We start from the raw sequence: 16334 nt of genomic DNA on the forward strand, positions 1-16334 counted from the left end.
TTGTCCTTTAATTTCTTATTAAATTACTTAATCATATACAATTACCGGTTCATGCTTGCTTACATTATGCCAAACTTGTTTTATTTCTCTAGGCTTAATATTAACGCAGCCGTGAGAACCCCCACGTAAATATGCTTTTTTACTCCAATCGCCGCGCCAGCTGGCATCATGGAAGCCGCAACCACTTAAAGTAAACGGCATCCAGTATCTGACTGGTGAAGCATATTTAGACCCGTCGTTATTGCGTCCGCGCAATACAGCATGACCTTGCTTATAGTGAATATACCAAACACCTTGAGGGGTACTGTTACCCTTAACGCCATCTCTCGTACCAGTGACAATGTCATTCAAATGTACGACTAATTTGCCATTTTTTACAATCCACATTTCCTGCTTTTTAAGTGAAACAACAATATAGTTATTTCCTATGCCATGATTGTTTTTACCATAGCCTAAACCATAAGTACTATAACCCAGACCATAGATGTAATCTTTACCATCAAGATTTTTAGTCCCGTTTAAAAATGCTTGTTCAACAGCAGCTTGGGCCTTTTTGACGTGAACGCCCCAGCCGTAGCTTTGGTTTTTGATTGTGATTTTCTTACCTGCAACTTTGTTGCCCTTAGGCACAGCGAACTTGTAGTTTTGGTGGATGGTTGCAACTTCCTGATCAATTTTATTGAGTTTCGCCGTTAAATTTTCTGAATTAAGAAATGAATATTTGCCTTTTTTGTAAATTGCCTGATTAATCAGACTTTGAGCTTTAAGCTGATAATCTTTGCCGGCTACATGGTAATTGACCACAGCGTGACTCACAGCCTGCATTTTTTTATTGGCAGCGTCTAAGTCAGTATTGCGGTATTCATAATTTTGTTTATCTGGCATTGTAGTATGTTGCTTTTTGAAGTAATTCGCAACTTCCTTTTTCTTAATCGTATCAATGCTTGGATCGCGTTCAATTGCAACTTTACCATTTTCCAAGGAAACGATATTGTTGGCTTTCCGATTAATCTTGGTTGTTGCTTTATTAATTGTTAAGTTTCCAACTTCGACTCCATAAATATTAACATTAGGGTTAAAATGATTAATAGCGAATGCTTTAGCCTGCTTTTGCGATTCAACGTGATTATTATATAGAACCACGCCAAATATAACTGCTAAAATCAGAACTATTCCGATAATAATCAGAAACATATTATTGCGGTTATTGTATTTTTTTAAATTTCTTTTTGATTGCATAGTTCTACCACCGTTGTAATTTTTTAAAAAATAATTGCGGTTACAGTTTACCATCTATTGCGGCTCTAGTAAAATGCAAGATTTAAGAAAATTTTTTAGGAGGGATTGCCCAATGGAAAATGACCCATTAGTGTTTGATGTTAACATAGCTAAAGAAAAGCCTAATTCTTACCGTAAAGTGAAAAACAATTCTGGTTGTCCCTTTTGTAATGTGGCGGAATTGACTAATATTATAAAAAGGCAGGGAGGGATGATCTGGCTAGCTAATAAATATCCGACATTGCTGGATACTGTTCAAACAGTTTTGATTGAATCTAATAAACATGCGGGAGATATCACTACCTATTCACCTGAATATAATCGGGCTTTGATGCGCTTTTCACTGTCATGTTTTAAGCAAATGAATGATTCACCTGAGTTCGGATCGGTATTATGGTACAAGAATTTTGGCAAAAATTCTGGAGGTTCACTTGAGCACCCGCACATGCAAATCGTTGGCTTGAAAAAGATGAACGGTTATAAGTATCTTCAGCCCAATAATTTTGAAGGCATTAGTATTTTTAACAAAAGCGGGCTAGAGGTTAACGTTGGCACCCATCCGATTCAAGGCTATATCGAATTAGATTTTAATCTGCTTGACGAAAAAAGTATTGATGACTGGTCTGACTGGATTCAAAGTGGTGCTAAATACATGCTGGAAGTTTTGTCCAATGGTCGCTGTGACTCCTACAATTTGTTCTTTTATCCGCGTTTTGATCAGGGTATTTGTGCGAAATTGATTTTGCGCTACACAGCTTCGCCATATTTTGTCGGCTATAAGCTTTCACAGGTAGATAATCGGGAAAAATTACTTACAGAAGCTGAAAAATTCAAGCGCTTTTTTGAGTCTGGATCAGTTTTAGAGAAAGGATTTAAAATATAGCTTTTATTGAAGTAATTATTGTTAAAACTAATACTTAGCAGAGATAATATTTGCGACAAATAATTCTAAGCAATATAATAGCAAGGTGTTTTTTTTAAGGAGGACGCAAATGCGCAGAAAAGAAACTAAGAACCTGGCTATTACTGCCATATTTGTCGCAATCTTTTTATTGCAAACTTTCATTCCTAATATCGGTTATATTCGCATATTGCCAACTTTGCCGGCTATAACTACTATTCCTTTGACTGTTTCCATTTATTCTTTGCTTATGGGACCAATTGCCGGCACATTTTTTGGTATTTTCTGGGGTATTGCCCGTATGGTACAGGCATATACGCAACCTGGGGATATTGTCAGCTTAATGCTCTTTCAAAACTTTGCGATTGCCGTAATTCCTAGTGTTTTGGCGGGTCTTTTTCCAGGACTGATTGGGAAACTAACTGCTAAAAAGAAAAATAGCATTAAAGAATTAAGCTACACATTTGCAGGTGCAGTGACTTCTTTAACTAACACTGTTTTTGTAATTCTATTAACCAGTCTAGTTTTCATGGGCAACTCTGCCAAACTGCTAGGCCATTTGGGCAGCTTTGCTCAGGGGACGCCTTTAATTACAGCGTTAATAATTGCCCTAGGTCTGAATGGTCTGGTTGAGGCAGTATTTACTGCAATTGTGACGCCAATTATTGTGACGCCACTCAACAAGGTGCTGCGCAGAGTGGGCTAAGAGAATAGAAGTGTTTTTAAGAAAAACTTAATATTCTTAATTGATCGCTAAAAACAAGGAAAAAGTATGCAGATAAGTCTTTCTAACTCGGAAAGGCTTATTTTTTTATTGACAAAAGTTAGAAATACAATTAGTGTATTAGATAAATAGTACAGAAGTATTGCGAAGAGGATCTTACAAATGACTGAAATTTTACGAGTAGATCAAGTTACTAAGACATACGGCAAGCGGGGCGAAAAGCAGTACCAAGCTCTCAAAGGCATTAATTTCGCGGTTAATTCAGGTGAATTTGTAGCCATTATGGGCGCCTCTGGTTCCGGTAAAACAACTTTGCTTAACATTTTGTCAACTTTGGACAAACCGACAACAGGCAATGTTTTTATTAACCATGAGGATAACAGCACTTTAAATGCCAATCAATTAGCTGACTTTAGAAGTAAGCAAATCGGCTTTATTTTTCAGGACTTTAATTTGCTGGAAAATTTAACTAATCGGGAGAATATTGCCTTGCCTTTAAGTTTAAGGGGTATTTCTCCCAGAAAAATTGATCCCCTGGTTGATAAAATTGCAACTAGACTAGGCATCAAAGAAATCCTGCCGAAGTATCCCGCTGAAGTATCAGGTGGGCAAAAACAGAGAGTGGCAGCTGCCAGAGCATTAGTACATGAACCTGCAATTTTGCTTGCCGATGAGCCGACGGGTGCCTTAGATTCAAAGAGCGCTCGCGAATTGCTCTATACTATGGCAGATTTGAATCATAACGATGGTATTACCACTCTGATGGTTACGCACGATCCGTTTGCTGCCAGCTTTGCCAGTCGCATTTTATTTATTAAAGACGGCAAGATTGGTGAGCAAATGTTGAAAAACGGTCAGTCCAGACAAGAATTTTACCATCTATTAATCGACCACTTAGATACTGACGAATAAGGAGAACTAAAATGGTTTGGAAGTTGTCCTTAACGGGAATCAAAAGTCGTTTTAAAGATTATGCGGTTTTATTTTCCGGCTTGGTTGTTGCCAGCATGATCTTTTACATGTTCCTTACAATCACAATTAACCCCACTTTTATCAAAAATGATATTTCAGCACCAAGTAACTATGTTCGGTTCACTTTTGCCTTTGGTATTATCTTGCTGATAATCATTACTATGGTTTACCTTGTTTATGCCAATTCTTTTTTGTTGAGCATGCGCAAACACGATTACGGCATGTATATGATGCTGGGAGCTAAGAGTACCAAAATTGGGTTATTAATTTTTTTGGAAACTCTAATAACTGGCATTTTAGCTACACTAGTGGGTATTGTGCTCGGGTTTGGCCTGACTGCAATAGTGTCACAGCTGTTGATATCTCGCTTAGGCTTGACGGTAAAACATTTTGCTGTTGTTTTACCAAACGCTATCATTTGGACGATTATCTTCTTCATTATCATGTTCTTATTCGGAGCTTTGAAAAATGTCCGTAAATTAACCAAGACGCCAGTAATTGAACTATTACGCGATGACCAAAAGCCAGTTGCTTACAAACACCGGCCGGTCTTGCACTGGATTCAAGGAATACTGGGTCTGTTACTTTTAGCTGCAGGCTACTTTATTTTGGGTCTTCCAGGCGGTGCTATTTTATTTATTATTCCAGCAGCGTTGGTGACAATAGTCGCTGGTTCCTATTTCACATTTAACGCTTTTTTCGGCGCCTTAATCGGATTTTTGCTTAACCGCAGAAGCTTTTCCTATCATGGCATCCGGGTATTTACTCTAGGCCAGTTGAAATTTCGATTGCATGATTATACGCGAATTTTGACAGTTGTTTCACTGCTTTTTGCCCTGGCACTTGGAGCGATTACTGTAGGGCTTAACTTCAGCACGCTCAGTGAGCAGCTTGAAGACAATTTTTATTACGACACTACTATTATCAGTGACTCTCCCAAAGTTGAGCAGGCTAAAAATAAGCTGACTATTACCCGTGAGCAAACCTATCATTATAAAGAGCAGGGTAAATATTTGTATTTTAACCGCAGTGAATTTAACAATAACCCGGTCAAAAACGTCAAGTTTTACATGAAAAATGGTAAACCGGCATACAAGAAGGTCAATTTGCCCACTGAGAAATTGGACGTCCCAGCAACATACGCTAATAATGCCTTTGGTGCTATGGTTCCTGATGGTATTGCTAAAATCATTCGCCTGGTTTCACCAAAAAAATGGACCGAAAAAAAAGGACAAGACAAGTTTGTCAGCTTTGTAAAAGTGAAAAACTTTGATCAGGATTTCCCCACCATCTTAAAATTGCAGAAACAACAACTGAAGGAAAATCCTGCTTATTCGTATATTTATACTTCCAGCAAGGCGGGCAGTTTCCAGTTAATCAAGAATTTCAGCAGCGGTTTTGAATTTATGGGCTTCTTTTTAGGTATTGCCTTTCTAACCATGCTGGCTTCAACCCTGATGTTCAAGGTGTTAAGTGGTGCAGCTAGTGACAAGGTGCGCTACCAAATGTTATTTGAAATTGGCACAAGGGCAAAAGTTTTGCGTCAATCTATTAAAAATGAGATTGGAGTGCTGTTTCTTCTGCCCGGCGTATTAGGCGTAATCGATGTGCTCTTTGGCTTGAGGCTGTTTAAATTGCTCTTGCCACACCCATACCAGAACTTATGGATTCCTTTTACAATTTTTATCGTGCTATACCTGATTTATTACTTATTAACCGTAAAACTATATGAAAAAATTGTTCTGGAACGTGAGTAAAATTGGGAGCAGTAAATAGATTCTTGTTTTTAATTAAAGAAAAGGAGCAGTAATGATTTGGAAACTGTCTGTGACGGGGATTAAAAATAGGCTAAAAGATTATCTGGTATTATTTTCTGGTTTAATTGTTGCCAGCATGATTTTCTACATGTTCTTGTCAATTGCTACTAACCCTGTATTTATTAGTAAAGATGTCTACGGTAGAACGGCATACCTGACTTATATTTTTACCTTTGGCATTATTTTGTTAGTAATCATTACATCGGTTTATCTTGTTTATGCCAATTCGTTTTTGTTAAGTATGCGTAAGCATGACTATGGCATGTATATGATGCTTGGAGCCAAAAGCACGCGGATTGGTTTACTAATTTTTTCTGAAACTCTGCTAACCGGCTTTTTAGCAGTTCTGCTGGGAATACTACTGGGGCTTGGGTTGACCACTATAGTTACCAAGGTGCTGATAGGTAAACTAGGGCTGGAAATTATTCACTTTAAGGCAATATTACCCAGCGCAATAATAGGGACTTTGCTTTTCTTTGTTATTATTTTTCTCTTGGGTGCACTGAGCAATGTGCACAAACTTACACATACTCCAGTAATTGATCTTTTACACGAAGATCAAACTCCAATTAATCTTAATCATCATCCACTTTTGCGGGGAATTGAAGCAATTTGCGGTGTGCTTTTGCTGGCAGTCGGTTACTATGTAATGACTCTGTCCACCAGATATATTTACTTTCTTATTCCCACCGCCTTAGTAACAATTATTGCTGGCTCTTTCTTCGTCTTTAATGGCGTCTTTACAGCTATAATTAATTATTTACTTAATAAAAAATCTTTTTCATATCGTGGTATTAATGAATTTACTCTTGGTCAGTTGAAATTTCGTTTGCAAAGCTACACCAAGATATTAACTATGATTTCAATTCTGTTTGCCTTGGCTTTAGGTGCAATTACCGTGGGACTTAATTTTGGCTCCATGAAGGATGAGACGCAAAAAAGCTTTTATTATGATGCTACAATTGTTAGTCAGGCGCCAGCAGTTAAAAAAGCAGAAGCAAAATTAACTATTACTAATAAGCAGACTTATCACTACAAAGAAAAGGGGATGCATCTTTACTTTAACCGCGCGGAATTTGAAAAACAGCCGCTGAAAGAAATAGAAATCTATTTTCATAACAATCAAGACAATTTACCTACATATAAAGTGAAAACACTGGTTACTGCCGAACTGGATAAACCGGAAACAGCTGCCAACAGCATTTTTAGCCAAATGGTGCCTAACGGCATTCCTAAGAAAATTAAACTAGTTTCACAGCAAAGATGGAATACACTTAATGGTCAGAAAAAATTCGTCAGTTATATTAATGTCAAAGACTTTGCCCATGATTTTCCAGTGATTAAACAAATTCAAAAAGAGCAACTGAAGGAAAATCGCAATTACCAGGATATTTACCTTTCTTCAAAATCATATAACTATAATAATATGATTGGCTTTACCAGTGCGTTTGAATTTATGGGCTTTTTCTTAGGAATAGCATTTCTGACTATGCTCGCTTCAACGTTAATGTTTAAAGTTTTAAGTGGTGCCGCTAGTGACAAAATGCGCTACCAGATGCTACATGAAATTGGAGTTAGGCCACAATTATTGCGCAGTTCAATCAGAAAAGAAATTGGTACTTTGTTCACCATGCCTGCTACTTTAGGCATAGTAGATGTCCTTTGTGGCTTACAACTGTTTAAAACATTGCTGATATCTCCATACCATAATATCTGGATTCCATTCACAATATTTATTGTGCTTTATCTGGGTTATTACTTGTTAACAATTACGTTATATGAAAAAATTGTACTCACAAATAAATAATTATAAAAAAACTGGATTTTGAAATAAATTTTCAAAATCAAAATAGTAACTCTTTAATTGGTGGGAATTCACGCAACATCTCATGAAAAAATAAGCAGAAGTCGCTTGGACTAATGCTTATTTTTTTCGTCTAGTCGTGTCCTTTTGGATACGATTTTTTTAATTGTTCAAATTGTGCAAAATTACCCGGTAAAAAAGACTTTAATTTCACAAAATCTTAATTGGGGAGACGCTTTTATCCCTAGTATGCAAAAAATTGGTATAGGTTCCATTATTTAATGTTGGATTGATCTGGATTTTTTAGGTAAAAACATCAGTAAATTTTTATGCAATTTCGGCTTGTTTTGTTTTGTTGACTTTTATCATTACAGTTAAAGTAACAGTGAAGACGATTGCACTAAATCCTAAAACACCGTACAGGGCATAATTAACGTTGATTGTACCAGCTATGGTGGTAAATTTTCTGTAGTTTTTATTCTTTAAAAAGATGGTCACATTTTTAACTCTCTTCATAACTTAACGATATATTTTGGTTATAATGAAAAAGAGAGGAATGTCATATTTGACAGTTTAAAGTTAGAAGGAATAAAAATGACAATTGGGGAGTTGCTAAAAGATTATCGGATAAATCAAAGAAAAACACAGAAACAATGGGCAAAAGATGTGATAAGCCCTTCATTCTATGCGAAAGTAGAGAAAAATTTAAGTCGAATTTCTGCCGAAGATTTAATTGAACTGCTACATTCTAATCAAATTCCAGTGATTGATTTTTTCAGTAAATTAAATCAAAAAGATAAGTCGATTAATCAACAAGAATTAGAAATAAATCGACTTATTAATGAAGCATATTACCAAAATTCCAAAAAAGAGTTGCAACAAATACGAGATGTAGTTGCTGAAGGTGAATTGCCTAATAAAGATGATGAATTACTTCTTATTGATGCCTATATTGCGGTAATTAGTAAAGACCTTACAATGCTAGATAAAGAAGTTATAGACAGAATGAAAGAAAAAATTTTTAATATTTCTAATTTTGATGAAGATGGATTAATTATGTACTGTAATTTCATGAGCTTTTATGATTTGAATAGCAACTTATTGCTATCTAAAAGGATAATAAAACAGCTTGTTGGATCAAGCAGTGTCAGAATACAAGAAAAAATTTTGGCTATCATTATCAATATGCTGATTTTTTGCATTAGAAATAAGCGATTTGAAGAAACTGAGTCATTTGTTAATTATGCGGATCAAATAAAAACAAAACCGGAGGTATTCTTTTATAAGCTGCTGATACCAGCATTTTATAATATAGTTAAATATCAAGATAATCATGATCAAAAATATCTGGATGAAACAGAGATAATAATTGAAAGTATCAAATTAGCGGGAATGCCAGATTATGGTAAGGAGTTAGAAGAGCTTTTAGTTGCAAATAAATAAACTTAAAAAAGTCATGTTTGATTTTGAAGTAACCCCCAAATTTAGGACAAATTTGGGAGTATTTTTATGTTTAATTTATCTAAACAAGATAAAATTGAAATCTATCATCTTTAGCACAACTAATTAGTTTGCTTTTGCTGATTTTTTGGCATTTCTGAAGAATATTATCCACTCATAAATACATGCAATAACCGCTATTAGATAATCATACCAATGAAAAGCTTTTGAAAAGCCTACTAGAGAGAGAACAAACACGGCAATCAACGCTAAACTAAAAAATATAGGTTTAGCAATCACCATATTATATTTAATAAGCCAAGTATCAATTGGCAGAAGCTCTAAAGCTAAAATAATTATTATTACTAAAGTAGTATTCATGTTATAGTCACACCTTTTAAATTATTTTAAAGATAAATAAATACGATTGTTCGTGCAGTCCAGTAAGCGACTGTGCTGTTAAAGTGAAGATAATGAATTAGTGCATACCGTAACCGTCTTCAGCTTTACCTTCATAATTAGTTAGAAAGTTTATAAAAGCTTTTAGTGATTTAGCTTTTAAACTGTTACCAGTAATTTTAGCAACATATTTGGCAATTTTTTTAATTGTTTCTAACTTTAAACTACGCGTCAGATTATTGTTTTGTTCAGTAATTTTGTCTTGTAAGAGAGTATTCTGTTGCTCCTCATTAAGTCCAGTACCATTAACAATTTGATCAAACTCATCTTGTTGATCTTTAGTTAATGAACCCATACAATGCCGCATATAAACTGTCATTTTGATTTTCATTGGAAGTACTTACGGAGTTATCCGTAGCAGCAAATGTATTTACTACAGTTGTTGCCATAGTCGTTCCTGTAAAACTTGCTGCTGCATGAGAAATTCCCAATTTTTTAATGGTACTTTTCATAATAGTACGCCTTTCATAATATTTTTGGTCAATATCGACATTGATATTAAAACCATAGTTCGGTATTAAGATTTGTCAATAAATAATATTAAAAAAATCATGTATATATAAACATATAGTTCGTTAAATATCCAGTTAATTTGTGCTTGATAATATAAAATTATCAAATTTTTCAAAGATTAATAACTAAAAGACAAAATAAAAATGACTCTTACAAGTCATTTGAAATATTGATTGCTATTTTAAAAATACAGTAGAAATCATCATTATAGTAGGTGCAATTATTGTCAAAATAATTTTGAATACATTACTTTTAAACGTTAAGCTCTCTATTGTTAGCGAATAATTATAAACCAGTTAGAGGCGATTTTAACATGTCTGGAGATCTTATGCCCAATTATTTAAAGGTTTTTGGCCACCAGTGTTCATTTTTTTAACTGGCTCTTTTATTGCATTATATTAAGTTGCTTTGATATATATGGAATTATTTTACTTTGGCATAAATTAAGGACAGGTAAATGTAATAAATTTGTTTCCAGTTATGCCTCATTAATAGCTGCATTTTTATTAGTAGAATAGGCTACCCCAACTATTGCTACTAAAATAATTAAACAAGTTATACATAATAGTGTTAATGCGATAGTAATGCCGAACGAAGCAGTAATTGTAGTAAAAATAGTTGTCATAACTGGCGCAGTCACTATTAAAATCGTGTTAAGCATTCCCATAGTTGATGACAAAATGTTTTGATCGACTGCTTCAACAAGCCACTGTGTTAATTTAGGGCTAGCCGTACCAATAAATATTGCAAGGCTTGCCATGACAGGCAGACAAATGAAAATATTTTTAATAAGCATTGTACCAATAACTGCGATACTTAAAGCTGTTGAAATAATTGCGATAGTGAATAATGACATGTTCTTGAATAATTTTGTGCCTACAATGCTACCAAGTGCCATACCAGCAGTCATTACAGCTCCTATTAGGGCAATCGTAAAACTGTATGTTCCAATGACCATAGAAGACTTATTGCCGGCGATTACGATTGAAATTAAAGGTTCAATTGTTCCTAAAACTCCATTTAATAAAGCAATTACTAGAACGACTGATAACAATCCCCTTGCTTTTTTTACTTGTTTGAATGATAAAGCAATTGTTTTAAAGAACCCTTCTTCATTAACTGAAGTAGTTTCTTCTTGGGGACGAGTTTTGTAATAATTACGACCGACGCTGGCAAAAAGGGCACCTGCCGCTAGAAATGTTAAGGCATTGAAGATTGCTAGGCTGGAATAAGACATGAAAAGTAATAAACCAGAACCAATGAATTGTGCAATCATATTGATAATACCGTTGATTCCACTAACAAATCCTTCGGCTTCAGCAACTTCATCATTTCCGACAATGTTAACAATTAGAGGCGTTTGAAGGCCACCAGAGTATGAGCCAGCAATATCCGATACTAAGTTAATGCCAATAACAGTTAAAACAAGGTTCCAGCCAGCAAATCCACTAGCGAAAAGTAATCCGACGATTAGATAGAGTCCAAAGCGTATAGCAGCTAACCAAACCATTAGCTTGAATTTGTTTTTTGTACGATCAGCTAAATATCCACTAAAAACTTGAAAAATTTGAGGTACTGATTCTGAAATTGAAATCAATGAAATAGCCAAGGCGTAATTTCTTAATTTACTTGCATAAGTAATAAGTGCTAAGTAAAACAAAATATTGCCTGCACCAGATAAAAAACTGGCGATTGTAAATTTTCTATAATCCTTGTTCTTTATAAAAATGTCCATAATTTTATAACTCCTAAATTAAATAATTTATATATTAAGTTATAACGTGGTTATAATAAGGAATATCAAAAATGTCGTATTTGAATGTTAAACGCCAAATTTGAATGAAATTAAGGAGGATCACTAATGACAATAGGACAATTGCTAAAGCAATATCGAATTGAGAGTTTGAAAACTCAAAAAGAATGGGCTGGTAATACGATTAGTACATCATATTATTCAAAAGTTGAAAAAGATCAGCACAGAATTACAGCTGAGGATTTGATTGCATTACTGCGTGCTAATAACATTAAATTGTGGGAATTTTTTGGCAAGCTTAGTCAAGAAGATAAAGTAAAATATGACGAAAACAGAGACATTGGCGAGGCAATTAATGAAGCGTTTTATCATAATGATAAGGATCAGCTTAAGGATATTAAAAATGTCATTGCAAATAGCGAAATAGTTGATAAAGAAGATCAGTTGCTATTTATAGATGCACTAATAGCGTTAGTTGGTAATCACGTAGAAGATCTTGATGAAAAAGAACGAATTAAGTTGAAAGAAAAGATTTTTAATATTTCTAATTTTGACGAAAATAAATTAGATTTGTATTGTAACTTGATGCCATTTTATGATCTCGATAGCAACTTGTTAATAAGTCGGCGAGTGATCACACAGTTTCGCCATTCTGGAAGTTCGAATGTTCAAGAAACAATATTAGGAATAGCGATAAACATGTTAATTATGTGTATTGAGAAAAGTAGATATGAAGAAACAAAATTCTTTATTCAGGCAGCTGATCAAATTAGTACTAAACCGAACTTGTTTTTTTATAAAAACTGCATTTTTATACTTAAAAATATAGTGAATTATCACTATGGAAGAAAAGATGAGTATTTAAATAAAGCTCGAATGGCAATTGATCACATTAGTTCGTTAGGCATGCCGGAGTATAGTAAAGATATGAAAGATATTCTTGATAAATATGGTAAAAATTAAAAAAGTCGTATTTGATATTTAAAATTCAAATACGACTTTTTTATTATCTTCTGTTAAATTGAAAATATACTTAAGCTACAAAGTTTAAAACAGAGGAGATGAAGTACATCAACTTTTGGTTGGGTCGTTATCATTCACAGCTGAGTAACAAGGATGAAAAAAAAACGACGAAAAATAAACATCAGGTAATTACAAATGGAGTGCTGATAGAATTTAAAATCATCACTTTATAAAGTAATACAATTAAAAAACGTTAGAAAGGAGAAATCGACATATCGATATAACGAAATTATTTAGAACCAGCCCACTATGGTTTTTTCAAATATAACTTTATTTAGAAAAGAACTAATTTCCTGTAAAAAATCACACGAAAGTAAATAATTGTGTGATAACCAATAGTATTAAAAACATTGCCATGCACGGCAATGTTTTATTTGTTACGTGCCAAAGAGAATATAAAATCAAGATAAGAAGGAGTAATAGTCAGATAGTGGCTGTCGCTTTTTTATTAGATTGATTATCTATTAGTTGCTATAGGCTATCCTTCTATTAATCATGTAATCAAGCCCGTACCTTGTTATAGACATGCTAATGTTGTAGTAAAATATTATGATAAAGATGGCAAAGCATTTACGGGTACACTCCTTCGAAAAGGAACAAGCATATCAGTAAGTACGGCTGTTAAAATAATTAATCCAGATAGCAAAAAAGAGGAGCTATATTATCAGCAGGCAGATAATCCTAGATGTTTCTTTAAAGCCTCAGATATCAAGTATCTAGCTGGGCCGAAATTATCGGAGCCGAATAAATAGTTTTAAAGTTTTAACTTTTAATAAAAGGCAAGAAATTTCATGAAAATTTCTTGCCTTTTTGCTTGCTTAATTCATATGTAGACACGATGCTGATAATAATAATGGCATTATGTTAAGTTGCTTTGGTATAGGTGAAAGTCGATAGGAAATAAATTCTGTTAGCTTTTGGATTTGTCATATCCACCTTATTTGCGTCAAATATGACAGTTTTATTAATAAAAATAAAAAGGCAATTATATTATTTATATAAATAACGAAGGTTTTTTGAAAGGAAAAGAAAATCATGGTTTATAAATATTATTCGCACTTTAAGTTTTTTTGTTTAAATATTTTTGGATTAATTTCCAGTATTGATAGTGGCGTTATAGATAGATTGAAAGAAAGAACGTTTGATGTTTCTCATTTTAATTCTGATAGTTTAAGATTGTACTGCAACCTTATGAGTTTTTATGATTTAGATAGTAATTTATTGATTTCAAAAAGAGTAATACGTCAGTTTATTGGTTCAAGTAGCATAGATATTCAAAAGTTAGTTTTGTCTATAATTATTAATATGATGATTTTGTGTATTCGTAACAAAAGATTTGAAGAAACAGAATTTTATATTAGTAGTGAAAAACAAATCAAAACAAAACCAGATATATTTTTTTATAAGACTATTGCTCCAGCTTATGAGAATATAATCAAATATCATTATGACCAAGATCCCAAGTATCTTGATAAAGTACAAACAATAACTGCAAGTGTGAAAATTGCTGGTATGCCCAGTTATGGTAAAGAACTTGAAGAACTAATGATTGCTAATAAATAAAATTTTTAAATGTCATATTAAACCAGTAAGAGTTAAATATGACATTTTTTATATGCTTATATAAAATCGTAATAAACTAGAAGTAAATAGAAAGGAGTAAGAAAATTGAAAATTTATTACATAAATTAATTCTTATTGGGCTCAATTTAGATTAATTAGAAACATGGGAAAAATGTTTTGTAAGTTAAGCGAAGATTTAAAAATTATGTCTAAAGTAGATGATCATATTTATGAAGCATTTGTAGATGGATTATTTATAAAGTTTAGACCGGAAAAAAATTATAAAGGAAGATGATAGGAAAAATGTTTTAAAAATGGCAATCAAGCTGGAGGGAATCGACACTAACAAAAAACAATATTTAAAAAAGAATAATGGTTTAAAAAGCAAATATTAAAATATGTTCAAGAAACTGTTCAGGGCATTTAAAAAATGACAGCGCTAACTATAATTAAGTTAAAAGGTGGTCTGCTTGAAGGAGCTAAACAGGAAGTTTGGTGATCTTGATGCAAAAATTAAAAAATATGCGCATTGGACTAATAGAACTTTGTGTGACACTTATTATTGGCGGTTTGATGATAATCGCCGGCACTATTTTAGGCTTGGATTTAGCTTCCTTAATTATTAAGTTATTTAGCGGTTTAATAAAACCAAATGTGCCGAATTTTAACGTCATTAACAGTTTTCTGCGGATAAATTCAGGCATGCAAGTGGCTATGTTACTGGCGGTTCTAATAATTGTTGGTGGCATAATAGTAACTTATAATTTAACCAGAACTATTTTAAACAGTTTAGAAAAAGAAGATATTCCTGCTTTTCATAAACAGAAGTGGCTAGAAATAATTGCACTGGCAGCTGGACTAGCTCTAATAGGTGGCGGCTATTTCATATTGAATTTTCCCGTCCAAAATCTGTTTAATCCTTTATTGCCGGCATTTATCACAATTGTGTCAGGTACTTATTTGCTTTGTCACTCGTTATTAAGCTTGGTGCCAGCAAATTGGTTTAACAAAATTAAGTTAACTAAAGGAAAAACGCAGCAGGGACTTTACCATTATGCCAGCGTTTTTACTATCATTTCCATACTCTTTGCCTTGACTATGGGCGCTCTTGCTTTAGGCCATGACGTTAATGCTTTTCCCCAAGATATTAAAAGGGGAACTTATTATGATGGTGTAATTGCCAGCAACACCGCCAATATTAAAAACGATGTGGCGCAACTAAAAATTAAGAAGCAACAAACTTATCATTATAAAGAAACAAAAAGACACTTTTATTTTGTTCATAATGAATTGGCAGATAATCCAATTAAGTACGTGAAAAGCACCGGCCGACGCAATTTTCAAGTCAAATCTATTAAGTTAGACCAATTGAATAAAAATTCTCTAGCAGATGACAGTTTCCGCGAACTCGTTCCTAATAGCAGTCAAACAAATAAAACAATTGCACTTCGTTCAGCTGCAGAATTAAATAATGTTAAAGGTAAAACTAAATATCTGACTTTGGTGCAGCTAAACAGTTTTGATAGAGACTGGCCATTTTTACTAAAAATTGAACATAAACGGGCTCAAAGTAGTGTCGTCTATAGTCGCCTCTACAGCAGCTCGAAGGCTGCTTCTTATCAGCTGGCACTGGGGATGAGTAAAGAAATGAAGATCTTGGGCTACTCACTGGCATTTGTGTTTGGTGCAAGCATGATTGCCGTTTTGATGATAGTAGTCAAAGCTGCTAAACGAGATCAGAAATTAGTAAATGAGAGGCTGGCTCAAAGAACATGGCAGAGCAAAACCGGACTTTTATTCTTTATTCCCGCAATATTTGGGGTCTTTGATGTTTTGTTTGGCTTGAGATTTTTTAATCAGGTTTTGCCAACAGCATATTATGAAGTTTGGCTGCCAATGGTGCTCATGATTATAAGTTATTTCGTTTTATACTTCATTGTTGCATTTTGGCGGAAAAAAGCAGTATTTTAAAAAATCTAATTAGTAAAACGCACGCTTTAACAGCGTGCGTTTGTTTTTCCTGTGAAAACAATAGAATTAATAAAAAATACTTAGAACTTTGATAAAAATAATTACAAAAATTTCTT

At 33.7% G+C, this 16334-nt stretch carries 15 protein-coding genes; 9 read left to right on the forward strand and 6 right to left on the reverse strand.

The genetic code is table 11. The features are described 5' to 3' along the window. Nucleotides 1–27: 27 nt before the first annotated feature. The gene (locus DKL58_RS00980; RefSeq protein ID WP_109586977.1) at nt 28–1239 is read right to left on the reverse strand and encodes a L,D-transpeptidase family protein; all 1212 of its coding nucleotides are present in this window, start codon (nt 1237–1239) and stop codon (nt 28–30) included. A gap of 112 nt (nt 1240–1351) precedes the next feature. Here DKL58_RS00980 and DKL58_RS00985 point away from each other — a divergent pair, with 112 nt between their 5' ends. From DKL58_RS00985 to DKL58_RS01005, 5 genes are all read left to right on the forward strand, one after another. Continuing rightward, nucleotides 1352–2161 carry a DUF4931 domain-containing protein gene (locus DKL58_RS00985; RefSeq protein WP_109585768.1) on the forward strand — a complete coding sequence of 270 codons (810 nt, stop codon included), beginning with the start codon at nt 1352–1354 and terminating at the stop codon, nt 2159–2161. 109 nt (nt 2162–2270) lie between these two features. Next, nucleotides 2271–2885 (forward strand): ECF transporter S component, encoded by a 615-nt coding sequence (locus DKL58_RS00990; RefSeq protein ID WP_109585769.1) that lies wholly within the window; start codon nt 2271–2273, stop codon nt 2883–2885. A 180-nt stretch (nt 2886–3065) separates the two neighbouring features. Further along, complete coding sequence (locus DKL58_RS00995; protein WP_045927439.1) at nt 3066–3815, forward strand: ABC transporter ATP-binding protein; 750 nt, start codon at nt 3066–3068, stop codon at nt 3813–3815. Nucleotides 3816–3826: 11 nt separating this feature from the next. Next, nucleotides 3827–5632 (forward strand): FtsX-like permease family protein, encoded by a 1806-nt coding sequence (locus DKL58_RS01000; RefSeq protein WP_109585770.1) that lies wholly within the window; start codon nt 3827–3829, stop codon nt 5630–5632. 52 nt (nt 5633–5684) lie between these two features. Further along, nucleotides 5685–7499: an FtsX-like permease family protein gene (locus DKL58_RS01005; RefSeq protein WP_109585771.1), complete on the forward strand. Its 1815-nt coding sequence runs from the start codon at nt 5685–5687 to the stop codon at nt 7497–7499. A 324-nt stretch (nt 7500–7823) separates the two neighbouring features. Here DKL58_RS01005 and DKL58_RS09500 read toward each other — a convergent pair whose 3' ends face one another. After that, nucleotides 7824–7994, reverse strand: a complete 171-nt coding sequence (locus DKL58_RS09500) for a hypothetical protein (RefSeq protein ID WP_162542307.1) — start codon at nt 7992–7994, stop codon at nt 7824–7826. A gap of 96 nt (nt 7995–8090) precedes the next feature. Here DKL58_RS09500 and DKL58_RS01010 point away from each other — a divergent pair, with 96 nt between their 5' ends. Continuing rightward, the gene (locus DKL58_RS01010) at nt 8091–8939 is read left to right on the forward strand and encodes a helix-turn-helix domain-containing protein (protein WP_109585772.1); all 849 of its coding nucleotides are present in this window, start codon (nt 8091–8093) and stop codon (nt 8937–8939) included. 123 nt (nt 8940–9062) lie between these two features. Here DKL58_RS01010 and DKL58_RS01015 read toward each other — a convergent pair whose 3' ends face one another. The 4 genes from DKL58_RS01015 to DKL58_RS01025 form a co-directional block, all read right to left on the reverse strand. Beyond that, a complete protein-coding gene (locus tag DKL58_RS01015; protein WP_109585773.1) occupies nt 9063–9317 on the reverse strand; it encodes a hypothetical protein in 255 nt (84 codons plus the stop codon). 97 nt (nt 9318–9414) lie between these two features. Beyond that, nucleotides 9415–9690 carry a hypothetical protein gene (locus DKL58_RS01020; RefSeq protein WP_109585774.1) on the reverse strand — a complete coding sequence of 92 codons (276 nt, stop codon included), beginning with the start codon at nt 9688–9690 and terminating at the stop codon, nt 9415–9417. Next, nucleotides 9674–9847 (reverse strand): hypothetical protein, encoded by a 174-nt coding sequence (locus tag DKL58_RS09505; RefSeq protein ID WP_162542308.1) that lies wholly within the window; start codon nt 9845–9847, stop codon nt 9674–9676. Before DKL58_RS09505 ends, DKL58_RS01020 begins: the two co-directional genes overlap by 17 nt. Before the next feature lie 539 nt (nt 9848–10386). Next, nucleotides 10387–11643 (reverse strand): MFS transporter, encoded by a 1257-nt coding sequence (locus DKL58_RS01025; RefSeq protein WP_109585775.1) that lies wholly within the window; start codon nt 11641–11643, stop codon nt 10387–10389. A 126-nt stretch (nt 11644–11769) separates the two neighbouring features. Here DKL58_RS01025 and DKL58_RS01030 point away from each other — a divergent pair, with 126 nt between their 5' ends. From DKL58_RS01030 to DKL58_RS01040, 3 genes are all read left to right on the forward strand, one after another. After that, nucleotides 11770–12624, forward strand: coding sequence for a helix-turn-helix domain-containing protein (locus DKL58_RS01030; protein ID WP_109585776.1), 855 nt, complete (start codon nt 11770–11772; stop codon nt 12622–12624). Between the two features lie 1095 nt (nt 12625–13719). Then, on the forward strand, nt 13720–14247 hold the full coding sequence (locus tag DKL58_RS01035) for an Rgg family transcriptional regulator (protein ID WP_109585777.1): 528 nt from the start codon (nt 13720–13722) through the stop codon (nt 14245–14247). A gap of 504 nt (nt 14248–14751) precedes the next feature. Continuing rightward, complete coding sequence (locus DKL58_RS01040) at nt 14752–16218, forward strand: hypothetical protein (protein ID WP_109585778.1); 1467 nt, start codon at nt 14752–14754, stop codon at nt 16216–16218. Nucleotides 16219–16334 lie beyond the last annotated feature (116 nt).

This window comes from Lactobacillus kullabergensis, from assembly GCF_003151025.1.
GTDB lineage: Bacteria > Bacillota > Bacilli > Lactobacillales > Lactobacillaceae > Lactobacillus > Lactobacillus kullabergensis.

What these genes read in the sequence shown, in the direction of transcription:
- DKL58_RS01000 (WP_109585770.1), top strand. Translation starts at nt 3,827, where the DNA reads ATGGTTTGGAAGTTGTCCTTAACGGGAATCAAAAGTCGTTTTAAAGAT.
- DKL58_RS01020 (WP_109585774.1), bottom strand. Translation starts at nt 9,690, where the DNA reads ATGGGTTCATTAACTAAAGATCAACAAGATGAGTTTGATCAAATTGTT.
- DKL58_RS01030 (WP_109585776.1), top strand. Translation starts at nt 11,770, where the DNA reads ATGACAATAGGACAATTGCTAAAGCAATATCGAATTGAGAGTTTGAAA.
- DKL58_RS00995 (WP_045927439.1), top strand. Translation starts at nt 3,066, where the DNA reads ATGACTGAAATTTTACGAGTAGATCAAGTTACTAAGACATACGGCAAG.
- DKL58_RS00980 (WP_109586977.1), bottom strand. Translation starts at nt 1,239, where the DNA reads ATGCAATCAAAAAGAAATTTAAAAAAATACAATAACCGCAATAATATG.
- DKL58_RS00990 (WP_109585769.1), top strand. Translation starts at nt 2,271, where the DNA reads ATGCGCAGAAAAGAAACTAAGAACCTGGCTATTACTGCCATATTTGTC.
- DKL58_RS01015 (WP_109585773.1), bottom strand. Translation starts at nt 9,317, where the DNA reads ATGAATACTACTTTAGTAATAATAATTATTTTAGCTTTAGAGCTTCTG.
- DKL58_RS01010 (WP_109585772.1), top strand. Translation starts at nt 8,091, where the DNA reads ATGACAATTGGGGAGTTGCTAAAAGATTATCGGATAAATCAAAGAAAA.
- DKL58_RS01025 (WP_109585775.1), bottom strand. Translation starts at nt 11,643, where the DNA reads ATGGACATTTTTATAAAGAACAAGGATTATAGAAAATTTACAATCGCC.
- DKL58_RS01005 (WP_109585771.1), top strand. Translation starts at nt 5,685, where the DNA reads ATGATTTGGAAACTGTCTGTGACGGGGATTAAAAATAGGCTAAAAGAT.
- DKL58_RS01040 (WP_109585778.1), top strand. Translation starts at nt 14,752, where the DNA reads ATGCAAAAATTAAAAAATATGCGCATTGGACTAATAGAACTTTGTGTG.
- DKL58_RS01035 (WP_109585777.1), top strand. Translation starts at nt 13,720, where the DNA reads ATGGTTTATAAATATTATTCGCACTTTAAGTTTTTTTGTTTAAATATT.
- DKL58_RS00985 (WP_109585768.1), top strand. Translation starts at nt 1,352, where the DNA reads ATGGAAAATGACCCATTAGTGTTTGATGTTAACATAGCTAAAGAAAAG.
- DKL58_RS09505 (WP_162542308.1), bottom strand. Translation starts at nt 9,847, where the DNA reads ATGAAAAGTACCATTAAAAAATTGGGAATTTCTCATGCAGCAGCAAGT.